The organism is Caulobacter sp. 10L414 (genome assembly GCF_056395525.1).
On record NZ_JBFTJR010000012.1, the window covers coordinates 60,584 to 78,604 of the forward strand.

22 protein-coding genes are annotated in these 18,021 nt (G+C 69.1%); 12 read left to right on the top strand and 10 right to left on the bottom strand.

What is annotated here, in order from left to right:
• The first annotated feature begins 40 nt into the window (after positions 1–40).
• The 3 genes from AC1DCG_RS06760 (at position 41) to AC1DCG_RS06770 (ending at position 2,584) form a co-directional block, all read left to right on the top strand.
• The gene (locus tag AC1DCG_RS06760; protein WP_165262441.1) at positions 41–1,069 is read left to right on the top strand and encodes an aspartate-semialdehyde dehydrogenase; all 1,029 of its coding nucleotides are present in this window, start codon (positions 41–43) and stop codon (positions 1,067–1,069) included.
• Between the two features lie 153 nt (positions 1,070–1,222).
• Positions 1,223–2,140: an EamA family transporter RarD gene (gene rarD, locus AC1DCG_RS06765; RefSeq protein WP_477029974.1), complete on the top strand. Its 918-nt coding sequence runs from the start codon at positions 1,223–1,225 to the stop codon at positions 2,138–2,140.
• Between the two features lie 114 nt (positions 2,141–2,254).
• Entirely contained in the window at positions 2,255–2,584 is a 330-nt protein-coding gene (locus AC1DCG_RS06770) for a hypothetical protein (protein ID WP_477029975.1), read from the top strand.
• Positions 2,585–2,593: 9 nt separating this feature from the next.
• Here the strand turns inward: AC1DCG_RS06770 and AC1DCG_RS06775 are convergent, their stop codons facing one another.
• From AC1DCG_RS06775 to kefF, 3 genes are read right to left on the bottom strand one after another with little or no spacing between them, the layout of a single operon-like run.
• On the bottom strand, positions 2,594–3,340 hold the full coding sequence (locus tag AC1DCG_RS06775; RefSeq protein WP_165262447.1) for a DUF6065 family protein: 747 nt from the start codon (positions 3,338–3,340) through the stop codon (positions 2,594–2,596).
• Between the two features lie 53 nt (positions 3,341–3,393).
• Positions 3,394–5,355: a monovalent cation:proton antiporter-2 (CPA2) family protein gene (locus tag AC1DCG_RS06780; RefSeq protein ID WP_477029976.1), complete on the bottom strand. Its 1,962-nt coding sequence runs from the start codon at positions 5,353–5,355 to the stop codon at positions 3,394–3,396.
• A gap of 3 nt (positions 5,356–5,358) precedes the next feature.
• Positions 5,359–5,952, bottom strand: a complete 594-nt coding sequence (kefF, locus tag AC1DCG_RS06785; protein ID WP_477029977.1) for a glutathione-regulated potassium-efflux system oxidoreductase KefF — start codon at positions 5,950–5,952, stop codon at positions 5,359–5,361.
• 108 nt (positions 5,953–6,060) lie between these two features.
• Between kefF and AC1DCG_RS06790 the strand changes: the two genes are divergently transcribed.
• Together AC1DCG_RS06790 and AC1DCG_RS06795 are read left to right on the top strand one after the other, a co-directional pair.
• A complete protein-coding gene (locus AC1DCG_RS06790) occupies positions 6,061–6,780 on the top strand; it encodes a CoA transferase subunit A (RefSeq protein ID WP_165262453.1) in 720 nt (239 codons plus the stop codon).
• On the top strand, positions 6,780–7,421 hold the full coding sequence (locus AC1DCG_RS06795) for a 3-oxoacid CoA-transferase subunit B (RefSeq protein ID WP_165262455.1): 642 nt from the start codon (positions 6,780–6,782) through the stop codon (positions 7,419–7,421). The genes AC1DCG_RS06790 and AC1DCG_RS06795 overlap by 1 nt, the downstream gene beginning before the upstream one ends.
• On the opposite strand, the gene AC1DCG_RS06800 is transcribed toward AC1DCG_RS06795, so the two are convergent.
• Positions 7,418–8,089 carry a CDP-alcohol phosphatidyltransferase family protein gene (locus AC1DCG_RS06800; RefSeq protein WP_477029978.1) on the bottom strand — a complete coding sequence of 224 codons (672 nt, stop codon included), beginning with the start codon at positions 8,087–8,089 and terminating at the stop codon, positions 7,418–7,420. The two genes, AC1DCG_RS06795 and AC1DCG_RS06800, sit on opposite strands and share 4 nt — an antisense overlap.
• A complete protein-coding gene (locus AC1DCG_RS06805) occupies positions 8,086–8,466 on the bottom strand; it encodes a hypothetical protein (protein WP_477029979.1) in 381 nt (126 codons plus the stop codon). Before AC1DCG_RS06805 ends, AC1DCG_RS06800 begins: the two co-directional genes overlap by 4 nt.
• Before the next feature lie 72 nt (positions 8,467–8,538).
• Here AC1DCG_RS06805 and AC1DCG_RS06810 point away from each other — a divergent pair, with 72 nt between their 5' ends.
• Positions 8,539–9,525 carry a phosphatidate cytidylyltransferase gene (locus tag AC1DCG_RS06810; protein WP_477029980.1) on the top strand — a complete coding sequence of 329 codons (987 nt, stop codon included), beginning with the start codon at positions 8,539–8,541 and terminating at the stop codon, positions 9,523–9,525.
• A 12-nt stretch (positions 9,526–9,537) separates the two neighbouring features.
• The gene (locus AC1DCG_RS06815) at positions 9,538–10,209 is read left to right on the top strand and encodes a lysophospholipid acyltransferase family protein (protein ID WP_477029981.1); all 672 of its coding nucleotides are present in this window, start codon (positions 9,538–9,540) and stop codon (positions 10,207–10,209) included.
• A 7-nt stretch (positions 10,210–10,216) separates the two neighbouring features.
• Here the strand turns inward: AC1DCG_RS06815 and AC1DCG_RS06820 are convergent, their stop codons facing one another.
• Positions 10,217–11,176, bottom strand: a complete 960-nt coding sequence (locus AC1DCG_RS06820) for a lysostaphin resistance A-like protein (protein WP_477041428.1) — start codon at positions 11,174–11,176, stop codon at positions 10,217–10,219.
• Between the two features lie 126 nt (positions 11,177–11,302).
• Here AC1DCG_RS06820 and AC1DCG_RS06825 point away from each other — a divergent pair, with 126 nt between their 5' ends.
• Together AC1DCG_RS06825 and rsmD are read left to right on the top strand one after the other, a co-directional pair.
• Entirely contained in the window at positions 11,303–11,959 is a 657-nt protein-coding gene (locus AC1DCG_RS06825) for a TMEM175 family protein (RefSeq protein ID WP_477029983.1), read from the top strand.
• Positions 11,959–12,522 (top strand): 16S rRNA (guanine(966)-N(2))-methyltransferase RsmD, encoded by a 564-nt coding sequence (rsmD, locus tag AC1DCG_RS06830; protein ID WP_477029984.1) that lies wholly within the window; start codon positions 11,959–11,961, stop codon positions 12,520–12,522. The genes AC1DCG_RS06825 and rsmD overlap by 1 nt, the downstream gene beginning before the upstream one ends.
• Positions 12,523–12,526: 4 nt before the next feature.
• On the opposite strand, the gene AC1DCG_RS06835 is transcribed toward rsmD, so the two are convergent.
• Positions 12,527–13,024 (bottom strand): hypothetical protein, encoded by a 498-nt coding sequence (locus AC1DCG_RS06835; protein ID WP_477029985.1) that lies wholly within the window; start codon positions 13,022–13,024, stop codon positions 12,527–12,529.
• A 42-nt stretch (positions 13,025–13,066) separates the two neighbouring features.
• The gene (locus AC1DCG_RS06840; RefSeq protein WP_477029986.1) at positions 13,067–13,693 is read right to left on the bottom strand and encodes a hypothetical protein; all 627 of its coding nucleotides are present in this window, start codon (positions 13,691–13,693) and stop codon (positions 13,067–13,069) included.
• 156 nt (positions 13,694–13,849) lie between these two features.
• Here AC1DCG_RS06840 and AC1DCG_RS06845 point away from each other — a divergent pair, with 156 nt between their 5' ends.
• The 3 genes from AC1DCG_RS06845 to AC1DCG_RS06855 all read left to right on the top strand — a co-directional run bounded on the left by AC1DCG_RS06845 (position 13,850) and on the right by AC1DCG_RS06855 (position 15,751).
• A complete protein-coding gene (locus tag AC1DCG_RS06845; RefSeq protein ID WP_477029987.1) occupies positions 13,850–14,494 on the top strand; it encodes an HAD-IA family hydrolase in 645 nt (214 codons plus the stop codon).
• A 29-nt stretch (positions 14,495–14,523) separates the two neighbouring features.
• Positions 14,524–14,811: a 4a-hydroxytetrahydrobiopterin dehydratase gene (locus tag AC1DCG_RS06850; RefSeq protein WP_477029988.1), complete on the top strand. Its 288-nt coding sequence runs from the start codon at positions 14,524–14,526 to the stop codon at positions 14,809–14,811.
• A gap of 154 nt (positions 14,812–14,965) precedes the next feature.
• Positions 14,966–15,751 carry an SDR family oxidoreductase gene (locus AC1DCG_RS06855; protein ID WP_477029989.1) on the top strand — a complete coding sequence of 262 codons (786 nt, stop codon included), beginning with the start codon at positions 14,966–14,968 and terminating at the stop codon, positions 15,749–15,751.
• Positions 15,752–15,921: 170 nt separating this feature from the next.
• On the opposite strand, the gene spdR is transcribed toward AC1DCG_RS06855, so the two are convergent.
• Both spdR and AC1DCG_RS06865 read right to left on the bottom strand, forming a co-directional pair.
• Complete coding sequence (gene spdR / locus AC1DCG_RS06860; RefSeq protein ID WP_058348705.1) at positions 15,922–16,479, bottom strand: stationary phase response regulator transcription factor SpdR; 558 nt, start codon at positions 16,477–16,479, stop codon at positions 15,922–15,924.
• Between the two features lie 89 nt (positions 16,480–16,568).
• Positions 16,569–17,969, bottom strand: a complete 1,401-nt coding sequence (locus tag AC1DCG_RS06865) for an ActS/PrrB/RegB family redox-sensitive histidine kinase (RefSeq protein ID WP_165262477.1) — start codon at positions 17,967–17,969, stop codon at positions 16,569–16,571.
• Positions 17,970–18,021: the final 52 nt, after the last annotated feature.

Consider the following 18,021-nt stretch of genomic DNA (forward strand, 5'->3'; position numbering starts at 1 on the left):
CGCATTTCCCCTTGTCGGGGCTGAAAGATTGGAGACTGCGATGGGTTACCGGGTCGCCGTGGTCGGCGCCACGGGCAACGTGGGCCGCGAGATGTTCAACATCCTCGAGGAAGTGAAATTCCCCGTGGAGAAGATGCACGCCATCGCCTCGCGCAAATCCATCGGCACCGAGGTCTCGTTCGGCAACCAGATCCTCAAGTGCGAGGACCTGGAGCAGTTCGACTTCTCGAAGGTCGACATCGTGCTGATGAGCGCCGGCGGGTCGATCTCGGCCGCCTGGGGCGAGAAGATCGGCGCGGCCGGCGCCATCGTCATCGACAACTCCAGCCACTTCCGGATGGACCCGGACGTGCCGCTGGTGGTGCCGGAAGTGAACCCGGACGCCGTCAACTCCATCCCCAAGAACATCATCGCCAACCCCAACTGCTCGACCGCCCAGCTGGTGGTGGCGCTGAAGCCGCTGCACGACGAGGTGCCGATCAAGCGCGTGGTGGTGTCGACCTACCAGTCGGTTTCCGGCGCGGGCAAGGAAGGCATGGACGAGCTGTGGGACCAGACCAAGGGCGTCTTCGTCCTGGGCGCGCCCGAGCCCAAGAAGTTCACCAAGCAGATCGCCTTCAACGTCATCCCCCACATCGACGTCTTCATGGACGACGGCTTCACCAAGGAAGAGTGGAAGATGACCGTCGAGACCCAGAAGATCCTGGATCCGGCCATCCAGCTGGTCGCCACCTGCGTGCGCGTGCCGGTGATGGTGGGCCACTCGGAGTCGGTCAACATCGAGTTCACCGGCCCGCTGGACGAGGACGACGCCCGCGAGATCCTGCGCGACGCCGAAGGCATCGTGGTGGTCGATAAGCGCGAGAACGGCGGCTACATCACGCCGAAGGAAAGCCAGGGCGAGTTCCCGGTCTACGTGTCGCGCATCCGCAAGGACCCGACCGTCGAGCACGGCATCGCCCTCTGGTGCGTCGCCGACAACCTGCGCAAGGGCGCGGCCCTGAACGCCGTGCAGATCGCCCAGCTGCTGCACGACAAGGGCCTGATCAAGCAGAAGACCCTGGCCTAGGACGACTTCCCCCGTCGTCCTTCCGCCAGCGGAGGGACGACGGGAACCGCCTTTCGGCGATACTTCGCACCCTTCCGCAAAGCGCGGGCCCGCAAGATGTGGGCGGACGCCGGGATCCCCATCTGTCAGATCCCTCCGCGAAAGGTGCGGTCCATGACTTCCAGTACTGTTGGCGGCCAGAACGGCGACGCGCGTTCGGCCTATCTGGCCGGCGTCGGCTGCTATCTGCTCTGGGGCTTCCTGCCCCTCTATTTCCACACCCTGTCGGTCATGGGCGTCACCTCGTTCGAGATGATCGCGCACCGGACACTGTGGTCGGTGATCTGGGCCGGGGGCCTCGTGCTGCTGGCCCGCCAGGGCGGCCAGGTGGCGCAGGTGCTGCGCCAGCCCAAGACCCTCGGGATCCTGCTGCTCTCGACCCTGGCGATCTTCGGCAACTGGACGATCTACGTGCTGGCGGTGAACGCCGGCCGGGTGATCGAGGCCAGCCTCGGCTACTACATCAACCCGCTGATGAACATGGCCGCCGGCGCCCTGCTGTTCCGCGAGCGGATGAGCACCGAGGGCAAGGTCGCCATCGGCCTGGCGGCGATCGGCGTGGCCATCCAGACCATTGCGCTCGGCCACCTGCCGCTGGTGTCGCTGGGCCTGGCCTTGAGCTTCTGCATCTATGCGATCCTCAAGAAGCAGGTGAAGGCCGACGCCCAGACGGGCCTCTTCATCGAGTGCGCCTATCTGGCGATCCCCGGCCTGCTCTATGTCTGGCATCTGCAGTCGACCGGCGCGGGGCACTTCACCCAGGACGCCCGCACGGCGATCCTGCTGCTGGCCGCCGGCCCGGCGACGGTCGTGCCGCTGGCCCTGTTCGCCTGGTCGGCCCGCCGCCTGCCCTTAAGCGCCATGGGTTTCCTGCAGTTCATCGCGCCCACCCTGCAGTTCCTGCTGGGCGTGTTCCTGGGCGAGGCCTTCACGCCGCTGCGGGCCCTGTCGTTCGTCTTCATCTGGCTGGGCGTGGCCGCCTTCGCCTACGGCGCCTGGAAACGCACACGGAGCGTTCCTTCGGCGGCGTGAGAACCCATGCCGCCAAGAAACGTTGGTCAATTTGTCGCACCGCCGCCGGCCCTTAAGTCGGCGGCAAGACGCGCTGCGTCAGGTATGGCGACAGACTTAATACTGGGGGAAACCATGTCCGCGGAAACCATCACCACGCCCGATCTGGCCGCCGTGCTCGAAGCGCTGTCCGTCGAGATGTCGCTGGCCGCCGAAGCCTGCGGACACCTCGACAGCGCGCTGGGCAAGATCCTCGAGAACACGCCGCCGGAATCGCGCCTGGCCGTGATGCAGGAACTGCACACGGTCGACCACCTGGCCCAGCACATCACCGCCATCACCGACTTCACCAGCAAGCTGGTGCAGGCCGCGCCCGAGGGCGTGCCGCTGGCGGTGCAGGACGCCCTGTCGACGATCACCCTGGGCGCGGTGGCCGAGCGCCTGCGGGGGCGGCTGGGGGTCTGAGCCCCGCCGTCAGAACCCGATCTTCGGGGCCTTCAGGCGGCGCTTGTTGACGTGGCCCTTGGGGGCGGGGGCCTCGATCTCCTCGGGCAGTTCGCCCTTGAAGTAGAAGCGCTGCCAGGCCTCCTTGGTGGCGGCCGGGTCGCGGGCGGCGATGCGGGCGTTGAACTCGCCGCGCTTCTCGGCCCAGACGTCGTACTGCTTGCGCATGTCGGGGTTGGAGTTGAAGTGCCGGATGACCGGCTGCACCGTCTCCAGCGGCTTGTCCTGGATCATGGTGATGAAGCAGAACGGCTCGCCCTTGGCGAACTTCACCGTGCCGGGACGCGTGAACACCCAGTTCATCGTGAAGGGGAACGGCAACCAGTCGGTCTCGACCAGGCCGGCCAGCGGCTGGATGCCGTCCTTGATGTGGTTGGGCGGGCCCATCGTCCAGATCAGCCAGTCCGGCGGCGTGCGGAACAGATAGCCGGTGTGGAAGGTGATCGTCCCGCGCGAGAAGTGCGACTTGACGAAGTCGTCGAAGCCCGGGTGCGGGTGGTCGGACTTGAAGGTGATGTCGTTCTGGTGGACGCCGCCGTTCCAGGTGGCCTCGAAGCCGACCGGGCACAGGATCTCCCAGCCGGTGGTGTTGGCCATGGTCAGCGGCAGGCAGCGATAGGGGTGGCGGTCGGCGAAGTTGTCCATCCAGGCCCGCTGCGGGCGCCCCGGCACGATCTCCGGCGGCCGGCTCTCGGTGGGATAGCACTCCAGATACATGCCGCTTCTTTCCCGTCGTTCCCGGACCGTCCCGGCCCTTCCTTGATCCAGCCTTAGCCCTGCGGAGGCGTTCCCGTCCAGCCGTCGGCTTCGGCGGGTTCGGCTTGCCCCCCCGCGCCACCTTTGCGCTGGGCCAGCTTGCGCAGCTCCTCGTCGCGGGCGGCCGTATCCCAGGCCCCGCCGGCCTCGCCCGGACGCATGCGCGCAAGGTCGGCGGCCAGCAGCCGGTCCATGGTCTGGGCCGCGTCGCGGGAGGCCAGGATGTAGGCCTCTTCCTGGCCCCACATCGGCTTGAGGTCCTCGAAGGTCTTGCGGTCGTGGCGGCGGAAGAACGAGGTGGCGCGGAAGGCCTTGTGGGCGCGGAAGCCCAGCTTCTGCAGCGCGGTGCTGCCCAGCGCCAGGGCCGCCTCGAAGGTCTCGCGCTCCACCGCGTCGGCGCCGTTGGCCAGAAGATCGTAGGCGTGGCGGCGGTCCCAGGCGCGGGCCAGGATGATCAGGTTGGGGAAGGCCCGGCGGGCGGTCTCGACCAGCTCGGCGGTCTTCTCGCGGTCGTCCAGGGCGACGATCAGCATACGGGCGTGCTCGGCCCCGGCGGCGCGCAGCAGGTCAAGGCGCGTGGCGTCGCCATAGTGCACCCGCCGGCCGAAGCGGCGCAGCAGTTCGATCTGCTCGATGTCGCTGTCGAGAACCGTCGACTTGAAACCGTTGGCCTGCAGCAGGCGACCCGTGATCTGACCAAAGCGCCCAAAGCCCGCGATGATGATGTCGGGCTCACCCTCGTCGAACTGCGGGGCCTCGGGCTCGACGTCGGGAACCGCCGCGTTCATCAGCTCGGCGATGCGCTCGTAGAGGATCATCGCCACCGGCGTCAGGGCCATCGAGACCGCGACCGTGGCGGTCAGCAGGGCGGCCAGGTCCGCGCCGATGACGCCAGCCCCGACCGTGAAGCTCAGCAGCACGAAGGCGAACTCGCCGCCCTGGGCCAGGGCCGTGGCCACGGCGGCGGCGCTGCGCCCCTGCGCCCCGGCGATGCGGGCGATGCCGAACATCACCGCGAACTTCAGCACCATCAGGCCCAGCACCAGGCCGATCAGGGTCAGGGGCTGGCGGGCGATCAGGGTCAGGTCGATGCCCGCGCCGACGGTGATGAAGAAGAGGCCGAGCAGCAGGCCGCGGAACGGCTCGATGTCGGTCTCCAGTTCGCGGCGGAACTCGCTTTCGGCCAGCACCACGCCGGCCAGGAACGCGCCCAGCGCCGGCGACAGGCCCACCGACTGCATCAGGCCCGCGACGCCGACGACGATCAGCAGGGCGGCGGCGGTGAAGATCTCGCGCAGGCGGGCCTCGGCGATGAAGCGGAAGATCGGCCGCACGATGAACCGTCCGCTGCCGACGACCACGCCCACCGCGCCCAGCACGGCCAGGCCCTGAGCCCAGGCCGGCAGGTGCGAGATCAGGCTCGCGCCATGGCCGCCGGCGTCGCTGGCATGGGCGTCGGGCGCCACGGTGGCTAAGAGCGGCAAGAGGGCGAACATCGGGATCACCGCCAGGTCCTGCAGCAGCAGCACCCCGAAGGCGGCGCGGCCGACCGGCCCCTGGCGCAGGCCCTTCTCGTCGAGGGTCTGCAGCACGATGGCGGTCGACGACATGGCCAGCACGAGGCCCACGGCGAGCGCCGTCTGCCAGGGCAGGCCCAGCAGGTAGCCGATGGCGGCCACGGCCAGGGCCGTGCCCACCACCTGGGCGCCGCCCAGGCCGAAGATGGTCTTGCGCATCTCCCACAGGGTGGAGGGGCGCACCTCCAGGCCGATCAGGAACAGGAGGATGACGACGCCGAACTCGGCGAAGCGCATGACGTCGTGCTGCTCGCCCACCAGCGACAGCATGGCCGGGCCGATCAGCACGCCGGCGATCAGGTAGCCCAGCACCGAGCCCAGGCCCAGGCGCTTGGCGATCGGCACCGAGATGACGGCCGCGCCCAGATAGACCAGGGTCTGCTTGAGGAACGGTTCCATGGCTTACGCTCCTTCGGCCGCGTGGTCGGCGGCCAGCAGGGCCGACATCCGCGCCTGGTAGCGCAGGGCCTCGGCCTTCAGCTGCTCGTCGTCCTTCATCGCCGCCCCGTGCACCACGAACGGCGTTTCCCAGACCATGCCGCACAGATAGGCCGTCTGCTCCAGCGGACGCAGGAATTCGTCCAGCGTGAAGCGGTTGTAGCCCTTGGCGTGATAGGCCTGGGCCGGCCCGCCGGTGGTGCAGGCCACGAACAGGCGCTTGCCGGCCAGGGCGTCGCCGCCCAGGCCGTAGGCGAAGCCGTGTAGCCAGACCAGATCCAGCCACTCCTTCATCAGGGCCGGCGGCGAGTACCAGAACAGCGGGAACTGCAGGGCGATGATGTCGTGCTCGACCAGCTTCTGCTGCTCGGCCTCGATGTCGATCGAGAAGTCCGGGTAGGTCTCGTACAGGTCATGGAAGGTGACGCCGGAAAGGGCCTTGGCCGCCTTGGCCAGGGCGCGATTGGCGCGCGAGCGTTCAAGCGCCGGGTGCGCCAGGGTCAGGAGGGCACCGGAGGTGGCGGGCGTCACGATCGGGGTGCTAGGGTCGGTGGTCACGCGTAACCGCCTACCGTCGTCGCGTGACGGGAAAATTTATTCATCAAGGCTTGAATTTCTCCGGCCGGCGGGCGAGAGCAGTCGGCGAACGTCGCTCCGGGAGGAAGCATGGTCGACAAGGTGAAGTCCGACGCCGCAGAAGCGTTGGCGGGTCTGCTGTTCGACGGCATGACCATCATGGCCGGGGGCTTCGGGCTCTGCGGCATTCCCGAAAACCTGATCGCGGCGATCCGCGAGACGGGGGTCAAGGACCTCACGGTCATCTCCAACAACTGCGGGGTCGACGGATTCGGCTTGGGCATCCTGCTGGAGAACCGTCAGATCAAGAAGATGGTCTCGTCCTATGTGGGCGAGAACAAGCTGTTCGAACAGCTATACCTGAGTGGGGAACTCGAACTGGAGTTCAATCCGCAGGGCACGCTGGCCGAACGCATCCGCGCCGGCGGCGCGGGCATCCCGGCCTTCTTCACGCGCACCGGCTACGGCACCCTGGTGGCCGAAGGCAAGGAAACCCGCGAATTCGACGGCGAGATGTACGTGATGGAACGCGGCCTGACCGCCGACCTCGCCATCGTCAAGGCGTGGAAGGCCGACGCCGAGGGCAACCTCGTCTACCGAAAGACCGCCCGCAACTTCAATCCGATGATGGCCACGGCCGGCAAGGCCACCGTCGTCGAGGTCGAGGAGCTGGTCGAGATCGGCGCGCTCGACAAGGACAACATCCACACCCCCGGCATCTTCGTCGACCGCCTGATCAAGGGCGCGAAGTTCGAGAAGCGCATCGAACGCGTCACCACGCGCCCCCGCGAAGCCAAGGAGCAAGCGTAATGGCCTGGACCCGCGACGAGATGGCGGCCCGCGCCGCCAAGGAGCTGCGCGACGGCTTCTACGTGAACCTCGGCATCGGCATCCCGACCCTGGTGGCCAACTACATCCCCGAGGGCATGCACGTGACGCTGCAGAGCGAGAACGGCATGCTGGGCATGGGCCCCTTCCCCTATGAGGGCGAAGAGGACGCCGACCTGATCAACGCCGGCAAGCAGACGATCACCGAGCTGGATAGCAGCTCGTACTTCAGCTCGGCCGACAGCTTCGCCATGATCCGCGGCGGCCACATCGCCCTGTCGATCCTGGGCGGCATGCAGGTGTCGGAGACCGGCGACCTGGCCAACTGGATGGTGCCGGGCAAGATGGTCAAGGGCATGGGCGGGGCCATGGACCTGGTGGCCGGCGTCAAGCGCGTGGTCGTCGTGATGGACCACTGCGAGAAGTCCGGCGCGCCCAAGCTGCTGAAAGCCTGCTCGCTGCCGCTGACCGGCGCCGGCGTGGTGGATCTGCTGATCACCGAGCTCGGCGTGTTCGAGATCAACCGCGGCAAGACCCCGGTGAAGCTGATCGAGCTGGCGCCCGGCGTTTCGGTCGACGAAGTCCAGGCCAAGACCGAAGCGGCGTTCGAGGTCGGCGTCTAGCGCCGGTCGGCCAGCCGCTCGGCCAGGGTGCGCGTACGGCGGACCACGGTGATCAGGGTTCCCGCCGCGATCACCGCCAGGCCCGCCGCCAGCACCTCGCCCCGCCCGCGCCACAGAGGTTCGAAGGCGGCGATCGCGCAGGTCGCCGTCAGGGCGGCCATGCGGTGCGGCTTGGCCATCGGGCCCGAGAAATCGGCGGCGAAGCCCAGCCCCCGGCCAAGCTCGCGCACATAGGCCGTCAGCATGGCCAGCGCCGCGCAGATCCAGCCCAGGGCCGGACCGCCGGAAAAGCCGGCGCTCATCGCGCCATAGCCGGCCCCGGCCAGCAGCAGCACGTCGGCGATGCGGTCGGGCAGCTCGTTCCAGATCGGGCCGTAGGGGCTGGCGCGGCCGTGCTCCACCGCCACCATGCCGTCGAGCAGGTTGCAGGCCAGGCGCAGCTGCACGCAGGTCGCCCCCAGGATCAGGCACAGCGATCGCCAGCCGTCCTCGACGCCGCCGCTGGCCGCCAGCAGCGCCCCGCCCAGCACGGCGAACGCCAGGCCCAGGCCCGAGATCACGTCGGCCGAGATCCCCTTGCCGGCGATGGCCGCGGCCAGGCGGCCGGCCCAGGCCGCGCCCCGGGTCTTCAGCGGCCGGCGATTGGTCAGGTCGGGAGCGTCGGTCATGGCGCGGTCTTTCTCCGTTCGGCGACCAGGCGAGCATTGTAGGCGACGGCGTACAGCGTCGACATCGTCCAGGGAAAGGCGATCGTCGCCAGAAGTTCCGGCGTGCCGATCAGGCGATGGACGATGGTCAGGGTCGCCAGAATGGCGCTGGCGGTGATCGCCGGCGGCAGGGCCAAGGCGACGAAGCCCGAGAACCGCCCGTCCAGCCGCTCCAGCGTCTTCTTGAGCAGCGCCGTCAGCCCGGCCGACAGCAGGCCCTGGGCCAGGGCGGGACCCCAGACCAGGCCGTGGGCGTGGTTGGCCCACAGGGTCCAGCCGCCCATCAGCAGAAAGCCGAAAGCGGCGTGGACCAGGCTGGAGCGCAGCAGGCGCGGCATGCGACGAAAACTCCCCGGGTCGTAACCTTCGCCAAACAGGCTATACCGGGAGTAGTGCGAACGGGAGCGTTCATGGATTTCGTCGGCGACCTGACCGGACACGCAGGCCGTTTCCTGGCCGCCCAGCCGCCCGCGCTGCTGGCGGGCTTGGCCGGGGTGGTGATCCTGCTGGGCGTCGCCAGCGCCATCGCCGCCGTCCTGCCGCGCCTGAAGCCCGGCAAGTCGTACGAGGAGCTGCGGCTGCGCATCGTCTCGTGGTGGGGGATGGTGGCGCTGCTGGCCGGGGCGCTGCTGCTGGGCTGGCAGGCGACCACCGCCGTCTTCGCCTTCATCTCGTTCCTGGCCCTGCGCGAGTTCCTGTCGCTGGCCGTGCGCCGGCGCGAGGACCGGCCGGCGATCCTGGCGGCCTATCTGTGCCTGCTGGCCGCCTACGGCTTCATCTTCGCCGACCGCTACATGTTCTATCTGGTGTTCATCCCGGTGTGGGTGTTCCTCGGATTGCCCGCGCTGATGGCCCTGATCGGCCAGACCAAGGGCTACCTGGCCAGCGCCGCGACCTTCCACTGGGGCCTGGTCACCTGCGTCTACAACCTGGGCTTCGTCGCGTTCCTGATGCGCGTGCCGCCGGGCGAGAACCTGCCGGCCGGCGCCGCGGGCCTGGTCTTCTTCCTGCTGCTGGCCACCGAGTTCAACGACGTGGCCCAATACGTCTGGGGCAAGCTGTTCGGCCGTCGCAAGATCCTGCCCAGCGTCAGCCCCAACAAGACCTGGGAGGGGTTCCTGGGCGGCTGGATCACCACCGCCGCCCTGATCTGGTTCGTCGGGCCGGTGTTCACGCCGCTGTCGGGCCATGGCCTGGCCATCGTCGCCTTCGTGCTGCCGGCCGCGGGCTTCGCGGGCGACGTGACCATGAGCGCCATCAAGCGCGACATCGGGGTCAAGGACACCTCGCACGCCATCCCCGGCCACGGCGGCGTGCTGGACCGGGCCGACAGCCTGACCTTCACCGCCCCGCTCTACTTCCACCTGCTGGCGCTGTTCGCGCTGGACCGGTTCTGATCTAGTCGCCCCGTGCGCCTGCTCCGCTTCCTCCTGCTCGTCCTCGTCGCCCGGCCGCTGGCCCTGTTCATGACCGGGGCCGACGTCTCCGGCCGCGAGCGCCTGCCGCTGAAGGGCCCGGCGATCGTCGCCGCCAACCACGCCAGCCACGTCGACACCCTGCTGATGCTGTCGATCTTTCCCTCGCGGGCGGTGTCGAAGCTGCGGCCGGCGGCGGCGGCCGACTACTTCCTGCGCGATCCGGTCATCGGCTGGTTCTCGCGGCACGTGATCGGCATCGTGCCGGTGGCCCGCAGCAAGGCCGGCCGCCGCGCCGCCTCCGGCGAGGGCGAGGACGTCCTGGCCCCGGCCCGCGCCGCCCTGGCGGCGGGCGAGATCGTGCTGGTCTTCCCCGAAGGCACCCGCGGCGACGGCGCGACCGACGCCATGGGCCAGCTGAAGGGCGGCGTCGCGCGCCTGGCCGAGGCCTTTCCCGAGGCGCCGGTGATCCCGGTGTGGATCCAGGGCGCGGGCCGCGTGCTGCCCAAGGGGGCCAGCGTGCCGGTGCCCCTGAACTGCGCGGTGCTGGTGGGCGAGCCGGTGGCCTGGACTGGCAAGCGCGCCGCCTTCATGGACGCCCTGCGCGGGGCGATGCTGGCGCTGAAGGAACAGGCGCCGCCGCTGCGCTGGTCGGACGAGCCCTGAGACGGATCTAGGCGGTCGCCACCCCGGCCCAGCGCGACAGGCGCGGGGTGCGGGCCACCAGCTCGGCCAGGCCGACATGGATCGCCAGCATCACCGCGCAGATCGGCAACACCTCCCAGCGGAACGGATGCGGCGCCTCGGGCGCGAGGGTCATCGGCTGCAGGAAGAGCACGATGATGATGTTGTTGGCCGCGTGAGCGCCGACCGCGAACTCCACCCCGCCCAGCCGCAGGGTGGCCCAGGCCAGGCCGATCCCCAGCACCGCCCGCACCAGGAAGGCGTCGGGATTGGGGTCCAGATGGACGGCCGAAAAGGCGACGCCGTTGATCAGCAGGATCATCCACACCTTGCGGGTGAAGGCGCCCGTCAGCTTCAGCAGCCAGCCGCGGAACACCAGCTCTTCGGCGGCCGCGGCCAGCAGCAGCAGGACGATGGCGCCGACGGCGTGGGCGAGCCGGCCGTCGAAGCTGGAGGTCAGGGTCAGGATCGGCGTCGGCGGGGCGTGCGGGTCGAGCCGCGCGCTGGTCGCCAGCAGCGGGCCGACGATCAGGGAAAACAGCGCAAGGCCCAGAAGGGTCAGGCGCCAGCGATAGACCGGCGCGCTGGTCAGGTAGCTGCGCAGGCGGCGATGGTGCAGCAGGGCCGCCACGCCCGCGAAGGCCACCGCCATGCCGCCGTTGGTGGCGGTCGCCAGGCACAGCACGAACAGCAGGGTGATCAGGTCCGACACCCCCGCGCCGGGCTTGGACAGCGATTCCAGCAGGGCCTTGCTCTGGTCGAAACCGCCGTCGAGCAGCCCGGTGAACAGCGCCATAACGAAGACGCCGCCGATCACGGCGGCCAGGGCGGCGGCGAGCGCCCCGACGGGCAGGGTCAGCAGCGCGCGCCCGACATGCCGGTCGGCCGGCGTCAGGTCGTCCAGAAACGCCGAACGTCTCACGTCCTCGAACACAGCCGCCCGTTCCAATACAGCACCCGCCTCCTCGCTAATCGGGCGCGGGCCGAAGGAAAAGAGGTTTCGAGCAAAGTCGCCCCGCGACTTGCCGTCTCGCGGCAATGACGGCACACATCGGCGGTTGTCGATGGGGGTTTCATGAGCAAGTCGCCGAACCAGACCGAGCACGAGGCGGACGACCGCCACCTGCATCGCCTGGTGCTGTTCTCCGACGCGGTCTTCGCGATTGCGATCACGCTGCTGGCGATCGAGATCCATCCGCCCGAGCACTGGCATGGCGTGGCGGACCTGTTCAGCCAGATGGGCCATAAGCTGTGGGCCTATGCGGTCAGCTTCGCCGTCATCGGCGTCTACTGGATCAGCCACCGGCGGATCTTCGCCCGGCTGCGGGCCGCCAACGGCGTGCTCGACGTGCTGAACCTGGTCGCGCTCGGGCTGATCGCCCTGCTGCCGCTGACGACGGAACTGCTGTGGGAGCACGCCTCGTCCGAGGCGACTTTCGTCTATGTCGGCCTGGTCGCGGCGATCGGCGTCGCGATGTCGATCGTCTGGGGCTATGCGGCCTTCGCCGGCGAACTGGCCGGCCCGGTCCATCGCGGCGAGGCCCTGTTCACCCTGGCCCGCACGGCGGTCGCGCCCGGCCTGATGTGCGGCCTGATCCTGTTCAGCCTGAACCACGTCTGGGGCCTGATCCCGCTAGCCTTGGCCATCGCGGCCTTCGTGGCCGGCGGCCGTTTCATGCGCCGCCGCGCCGCCGCCCAGGCCGCCCAGGCCGCCGGGGAGGCCGCGGCCTGATGCGCATCGTCTCGGGCCAGTATCGCGGCAAGGCCATCGCCACCCCGCCGGGCGACGCCACCCGCCCCACCTCCGACCGCGCCCGCCAGGCCGTGTTCAACATCCTGGAGCACGCCGCCTGGGCGCCGGAACTGCATGGCGCGCGGGTGATCGACGTGTTCGCCGGGTCTGGCGCCCTGGGCCTCGAGGCGATCTCGCGCGGCGCCGTGAACTGCCTGTTCGTCGAGACCAACGAGGCCGCGCGCGGCGCGATCCGCCAGAACATCGACGCCTTCGGCCTGTTCGGTCAGACCCGCGTGCACCGTCGCGACGCCACCGACCTTGGCCCCCGTCCGGCCAGCGCCGGCGCGGCCTTCGACATCGCCTTCCTCGATCCGCCCTACGCCAAGGGCCTGGGCGAAAAGGCCCTGGCCGAGCTGGTCGCCGGCGGCTGGCTGGCCCCGGGCGCGATCGTGGTGTTCGAGCGCGGCGTCGGCGAGCCCGATCCGGTGCTGGAGGCCTTCGAAACCCTGGACGCCCGCGACTACGGCGCGGCCCGGGTGCTGTTCCTGCGGCTGCTGTAGGGCTTCAAAAGCCCAGGGCGCCGGGCGCCTGGCGAAGGACGTCGTTCATCGCCAGGTCGTCCTGACAGCCGAGATCGACGAAAAGGGTCACGCGCTCATCGCCTTTCGACCACTCGATGCTCACCGCATCCTGATCGGTCCAATAGGCTTGGCAGCTGTCCTGCTGCACTGACCGATCCGATGCCGGCCTGTAGGGTTCCAGCGCCCGCTTGAACGCAGCAACCTGCTCGGGCGTAACCTGACGCAGGATACGCCGCCGGCGCCAGTCGCCAAACCGCCCAGGCTGATAGACGGTCTCGCCGCGCACGACCCCGTCGATCCCGACCGTGAAGGTCTTGGTCTCACACCGCCCGCCGCAGAAGGGCGGCGGAGAAGGCCTGTAGGTAATGCGTTCGATCCCGGGCGGCGGCGACGGAACGCTTGCGCAGGCGGACAGAGCCAGCCCGGCGCTGATCACCACCGCATGGATGCGATAAAGGCCACGCTTCATGGCGACAGTCATGCCGCGTAAGCGCGCGGCTGTCGAACGCTCAGAGACGAACGATCAAGGCTGCTTGCCCGGCCAGACCAGGAAGCCGTACGCGTCGCGACCGGCCGAGGTCCAGGTCGCGTAGCCGTAGCCGCCCTGGGGCGGCGGCGGGGGATAGGCGTCGTAGCCGCCGCTGTCGTAACGGCTTTCGCGGCTGTACTCGTAGCCCTCTTCCTGGCGCGAATAGCCCTGGACCGAGCCGCCGGCGGCGTAGCCGTTCTGAGCGTAGGCCGGCGGGACATAAGCGGGCGGGGCATAGGCCGGACCATCGTCGTGGCGGCGGCTGTAGCGATCGGGCGCGTAGTCCTGCGGCGGCGGAGGCGGGGCATAGGCCGAAGGCGGCGGCGCGCCGCGATCATCGACCCGCAGCGGCGGGCGGCCATAGCTCCAGCGGTCGAAGTCGCTCCAGCCGCGCTCGCCGTCGTCGCACTCCACCCGCTCCCAGCGATAGGCCCCGCCGGGACCGGTGACGCGACGGTTCACGCATTCGCCGGGCCGGGTGTCGGGCGGCAGGATCTCGGGGTCGACCGGCAGGTTCGAGCGGTCGGGCGGACCGCCGGCCAGGCCGTAGCGATCTGCAGCCAGGGCCGGCGAGGCCAGGGCGATCCCGGCGGCGAAAGCGATGAGGACGAGGTGGCGCATGGGGGATACTCCAGGCCGCCAGTAGACCAGACCCCGGCGAGCCGCGCGCGCTTTTTCGCCGTGAAGGCGAGCTTAACCATTGTTCGACGTGGCTTTTCCCCGCCGCCGTCCTCGCCTAGAGTGATTTCAAACAATTGTTCGATACTGGGAAGCGCGATGGCGATCGAGGCGGTGATCTGGGATTTCGGCGGGGTGTTCACGACCTCTCCCTTCGAGGCGTTCCGCCGCTACGAGGCCCGCAACGACCTGCCGACCGACTTCATTCGCGGCGTCAACGCCGTCGACCCCGACACCAACGCCTGGGCGCGGTTCGAGCGGGCGCAGATCGATGCTTCGACCTTCGACGCCCTGTTCCTGGAAGAGTCGACGCGCCTGGGTCACGCCGTGCCCGGCCGCGACGTGCTGCCCTTGCTGTCGGGCGACATCCGTCCGCGCATGGTGGCGGCGCTTAAGGCCTGCAAGGCGCGGTTCAAGGTCGGCTGCATCACCAACAACGTGCCGGGCGCCGGCCATGGCGCGGGCATGGCCGCCTCCGCCGAGAAAGCCGCCGCCGTGGCCGAGATCATGGCCCAGTTCGACGCCCTGATCGAAAGCTCCAAGGCCGGGGTGCGCAAGCCCGACCCGCGCATCTACCAGATGATGTGCGAGTTGCTGGACGTTGCGCCCGAGCATTGCGTCTACCTCGACGACCTGGGGGTCAACTGCAAGCCGGCGGCGGCCCTTGGCATGGTCGCCATCAAGGTCTCGGGCGAAGACCAGGCGCTGGCCGAGCTTGCGGCGGCGACGGGATTGTCGTTCTGAAGGAACAGCAGTTTCCAGGAGTCGTCCGCATGACCGCCCCCGCCAAGATCGGCGCCGCCGCCGCCCTCGCCCAGCTGACCAGCTGGACCCCCGCCGAGGGCAAGGACGCCATCGAGAAGACCTTCCGCTTCGCGGACTTCAACGCCGCCTTCGGCTTCATGACCCGCGTGGCCATCGAGGCCGACAAGCGCGACCATCACCCCGAGTGGTTCAACGTCTACAACCGCGTCGAGGTGACCCTGACCACCCACGACTGCGACGGCGTCAGCGACCGCGACGTCCAGCTGGCGAAGTTCATGGACGCGATCGCGGGGTAGGCTGGGCGCCCCGGCCCTCCCCAACTCCCGTCATTCCCGCCCTTGTGGCGGGAATGACGGGAAAAACAGGAGCGCAGCATGGCCGCACTCTCCCCCCTTCCCCTCCTCCCGCATCCGGTTCAAACTATCGTTTGAATTACAGGGAGGACGCCGAATGGCGCAGACCACGGGCCGGGTCGCCGGCAAGAAGGCCTTCATCACCGGCGCGGCCCAGGGCCTGGGCGCGGCGGCCGCGCGCAAGCTGGCCTCGGAAGGCGCCAAGGTCGCCCTGGCCGACATCAATTTGGAGGGCGCCAAGGCTGTGGCGGCCGAGATCAACGCCGCCCACGGCGCCGGGACGGCCTTCGCCTACGCGCTGGACGTCACCCAGGAAGACCAGTGGATCACGGCCCTGGAGGCGGCGGCGGGCGACATGGGCGGCCTCTCGGTGCTGGTCAACAACGCAGGCGTCGCCGGCGACAAGCCGCTGGAGCAGATGGAATTCGACCTCTGGAAGAAGATCATGTCGATCAATGTCGACAGCGTCTTCCTGGGGGCCAAGCACGCCCTGACCCACATGCGCGCTCATCAGCCCGGCTCGATCGTCAACATCAGCTCGATCGCCGGCCTGATCGCCAACCACAACTCGCCGGCCTACAACGCCTCCAAGGCTGGGGTCTGGCTGCTGTCCAAGAACATCGCGCTCTACTGCGCCAAGCTCGGGCTCGACATCCGCTCGAACTCGATCCACCCGACCTTCATCGACACCCCGATCCTCGACCCGCTGAGCCAGCGCCTGGGCAAGGAAGAGGCCCACGCCAAGCTCGGTCGGCAGATCCCGCTGGGCCACATCGGCGAGCCGAACGACATCGCCAACGCCGTGCTCTACCTGGCCAGCGACGAGAGCAAGTTCATGACCGGGGCCGAGCTGAAGCTCGACGGCGGAATCTCGGCGATGTGATCCGCCTTCCTTCTCCCCTTGCGGGAGAAGGTGTCGGCGAGAGCCGACGGATGAGGGGTCGCACCTACGAAGACGCCGCGACGGCCGATCGGCTATCGCGGCGTTCGACATCTGAGAGACCCCCGACCTCCCTCCGGGAGGCCACCCTCTCCCGCAAGGGGAGAGGGAAATTACCGCGGCGCCCGTTTCGCCAGGATCCGCTGAAGCGTCCGGCGGTGCATGTTGAGGCGGCGGGCCGTCTCGGAGACGTTGTGGCCGCACATCTCGTAGACGCGCTGGATGTGCTCCCAACGCACGCGGTCGGCGCTCATCGGGTTTTCCGGCGGAGCGGGGGCGGCGTCCTTGGCGGCCAGCAGGGCGCGGGCCACGTCGTCGGCGTCGGCCGGCTTGGAAAGATAGTCGACCACCCCAGCCTTCACCGCCGCCACGGCGGTGGCGATGTTGCCGTAGCCGGTGAGCATGATGATCTTGGCGTCGGCGCGGGCGTCGCGCACGGCTTCGACCACCTTCAGGCCCGAGCCGTCCTCGAGGCGCATGTCGAGCACTGCGTGCGCCGGGGCCTGCGACTTCAGCGAACCGATCGCCTCGGCCACCGACGCGCACAGCGTCACCTCGAAGCCGCGCTGTTCCAAAGCTCGACCAAGACGGGTGCGCAAGGGCGCATCGTCGTCGAGCAGAAGCAAGGACTTGTCGGGCAGCGCCGCGACCAGTTCTCCGATATCCGCCATCAACTCAGCGCCTCCCCGCGCCATTACTCAACCGGGTGTCGTGTCCGCATCATGTCTACGACTTGCAAAACTTCGCAAGTCTTTCGTATTCAAACCCCGATGAAGCCAGGAGCTTCCATCGCCGGACGTGGCCACCGGGCCGCGACCACCGCGCCGCCGCGACGGCCGTTCCTGAAATCCACGGCCGCGCCAGTCCGTTCCAGGAGGGTCTTGGCGATGAAGAAGCCAAGGCCCATGCCGATGTGGCCGGTACGCGAGCCTTCGGCCCCCGGACGCGAGGTGACATAGGGCTCGCCCAGCTTGGCCAGCACCTCGGGCGAGAAGCCTGGACCATCGTCGCGCACCTCGATCAGGATCGAGCGCGGATCGAAGCGGGCCACCACGATCACCTCCGAACGGGCGAAGTCGACGGCGTTCTCGACGATCGAGGTCAGGGCGTGGATCACCTCGGCCCGCCGCCAGACGTCGGGTGCGGATTCGCCGGAAGGACCGTTGACCACCGCCTCGACCCGCACGCCGTGGATCATGTGCGGCTCGATGATCTCGTGCACCAGCTGGGTCAGACTCATGCGCTCGTGCACGGCGTCCTGGGCCTCGGGCATCTCGGTCAGGCGCTGCAGGATCTCGCGGCAGCGGGCGGCCTGGCCGATCAGCAGCTCGGCGTCCTCGCGGGTCTGCTCGTCGGGCGCGCCGCGCGCCATCTCGCGGGCGACGACCGAGATGGTGGCCAGCGGCGTGCCCAATTCGTGCGCCGCCGCCGCGGCCAGGGCGCCCAGGGCCGACAGCCGCTGCTCGCGGGCCAGCACGGTCTCGGTGACGTTCAGCGCCAGCTCCATGCGGGCCGACTCCGTCGCCGCCTGCCAGGCATAGAGACCGGTGACGACGATGCCGAGGATTCGCGCCGCCACGATGCCGGCCAGCAGCGACGCCTCGGGCCTGGGCGGCGGCACGCCGATAGGCGTCGGCAAAGGCATGTAGACGAAGGCCAGCACGATGGTGGCGATCACCGCCAGCACGCCCAGGCCCAGGGCGTAGCGCGCCGGCAGGGTGGCGGCCGCCAGGGTGACCGGCGCGATCAGCAGCAGCGAGAACGGATTATAGACCCCGCCGGTCAGGTACAGCATCCCCGACAGCTGCAGGATGTCGAAGGCGATCTGGGCGGTGGCCTCGACGTCGCGGGCCAGGCGCTGGCCGGTCGAGGCCAGGCCGATCAGCACGTTCAGCCACGCCGACAGGGCGATCAGCGAGAAACACAGGGCGTACGGAATATGGCGGTCGAGCACCAGGCCGCAGAACAGCACCGTCACCGACTGGCCGGCCACCGTCAGCCAGCGTTGGGCGATCAATGTTCGAACTCGAAGGCGTCCCTGACGAAGCCCGGGACCCGCCCAGGACCAGTCGTCGCTGTCTTGCGCACCTGCGCCGTCGGGCCTATCGAGCCCGTCGGGTGATGGTTTCTTCGGCGCGTCCTTGAACGAAGCGTCGGCCATGACGCCACATTAAGGCCAGAAAATTCGATCTGGCGAGCCCCAAAGGATGCAA

Excerpts from the sequence above, each read along its gene's own strand:
- AC1DCG_RS06795 (WP_165262455.1), top strand. The coding sequence starts at position 6,780 with ATGGCCTGGACCCGCGACGAGATGGCGGCCCGCGCCGCCAAGGAGCTG.
- AC1DCG_RS06790 (WP_165262453.1), top strand. The coding sequence starts at position 6,061 with ATGGTCGACAAGGTGAAGTCCGACGCCGCAGAAGCGTTGGCGGGTCTG.
- AC1DCG_RS06760 (WP_165262441.1), top strand. The coding sequence starts at position 41 with ATGGGTTACCGGGTCGCCGTGGTCGGCGCCACGGGCAACGTGGGCCGC.
- AC1DCG_RS06810 (WP_477029980.1), top strand. The coding sequence starts at position 8,539 with ATGGATTTCGTCGGCGACCTGACCGGACACGCAGGCCGTTTCCTGGCC.
- AC1DCG_RS06770 (WP_477029975.1), top strand. The coding sequence starts at position 2,255 with ATGTCCGCGGAAACCATCACCACGCCCGATCTGGCCGCCGTGCTCGAA.
- spdR (WP_058348705.1), bottom strand. The coding sequence starts at position 16,479 with ATGGCGGATATCGGAGAACTGGTCGCGGCGCTGCCCGACAAGTCCTTG.
- AC1DCG_RS06825 (WP_477029983.1), top strand. The coding sequence starts at position 11,303 with ATGAGCAAGTCGCCGAACCAGACCGAGCACGAGGCGGACGACCGCCAC.
- AC1DCG_RS06845 (WP_477029987.1), top strand. The coding sequence starts at position 13,850 with ATGGCGATCGAGGCGGTGATCTGGGATTTCGGCGGGGTGTTCACGACC.
- AC1DCG_RS06865 (WP_165262477.1), bottom strand. The coding sequence starts at position 17,969 with ATGGCCGACGCTTCGTTCAAGGACGCGCCGAAGAAACCATCACCCGAC.
- AC1DCG_RS06850 (WP_477029988.1), top strand. The coding sequence starts at position 14,524 with ATGACCGCCCCCGCCAAGATCGGCGCCGCCGCCGCCCTCGCCCAGCTG.
- AC1DCG_RS06800 (WP_477029978.1), bottom strand. The coding sequence starts at position 8,089 with ATGACCGACGCTCCCGACCTGACCAATCGCCGGCCGCTGAAGACCCGG.
- AC1DCG_RS06855 (WP_477029989.1), top strand. The coding sequence starts at position 14,966 with ATGGCGCAGACCACGGGCCGGGTCGCCGGCAAGAAGGCCTTCATCACC.
- AC1DCG_RS06840 (WP_477029986.1), bottom strand. The coding sequence starts at position 13,693 with ATGCGCCACCTCGTCCTCATCGCTTTCGCCGCCGGGATCGCCCTGGCC.
- rsmD (WP_477029984.1), top strand. The coding sequence starts at position 11,959 with ATGCGCATCGTCTCGGGCCAGTATCGCGGCAAGGCCATCGCCACCCCG.
- rarD (WP_477029974.1), top strand. The coding sequence starts at position 1,223 with ATGACTTCCAGTACTGTTGGCGGCCAGAACGGCGACGCGCGTTCGGCC.
- AC1DCG_RS06835 (WP_477029985.1), bottom strand. The coding sequence starts at position 13,024 with ATGACTGTCGCCATGAAGCGTGGCCTTTATCGCATCCATGCGGTGGTG.
- AC1DCG_RS06805 (WP_477029979.1), bottom strand. The coding sequence starts at position 8,466 with ATGCCGCGCCTGCTGCGCTCCAGCCTGGTCCACGCCGCTTTCGGCTTT.
- AC1DCG_RS06780 (WP_477029976.1), bottom strand. The coding sequence starts at position 5,355 with ATGGAACCGTTCCTCAAGCAGACCCTGGTCTATCTGGGCGCGGCCGTC.
- AC1DCG_RS06775 (WP_165262447.1), bottom strand. The coding sequence starts at position 3,340 with ATGTATCTGGAGTGCTATCCCACCGAGAGCCGGCCGCCGGAGATCGTG.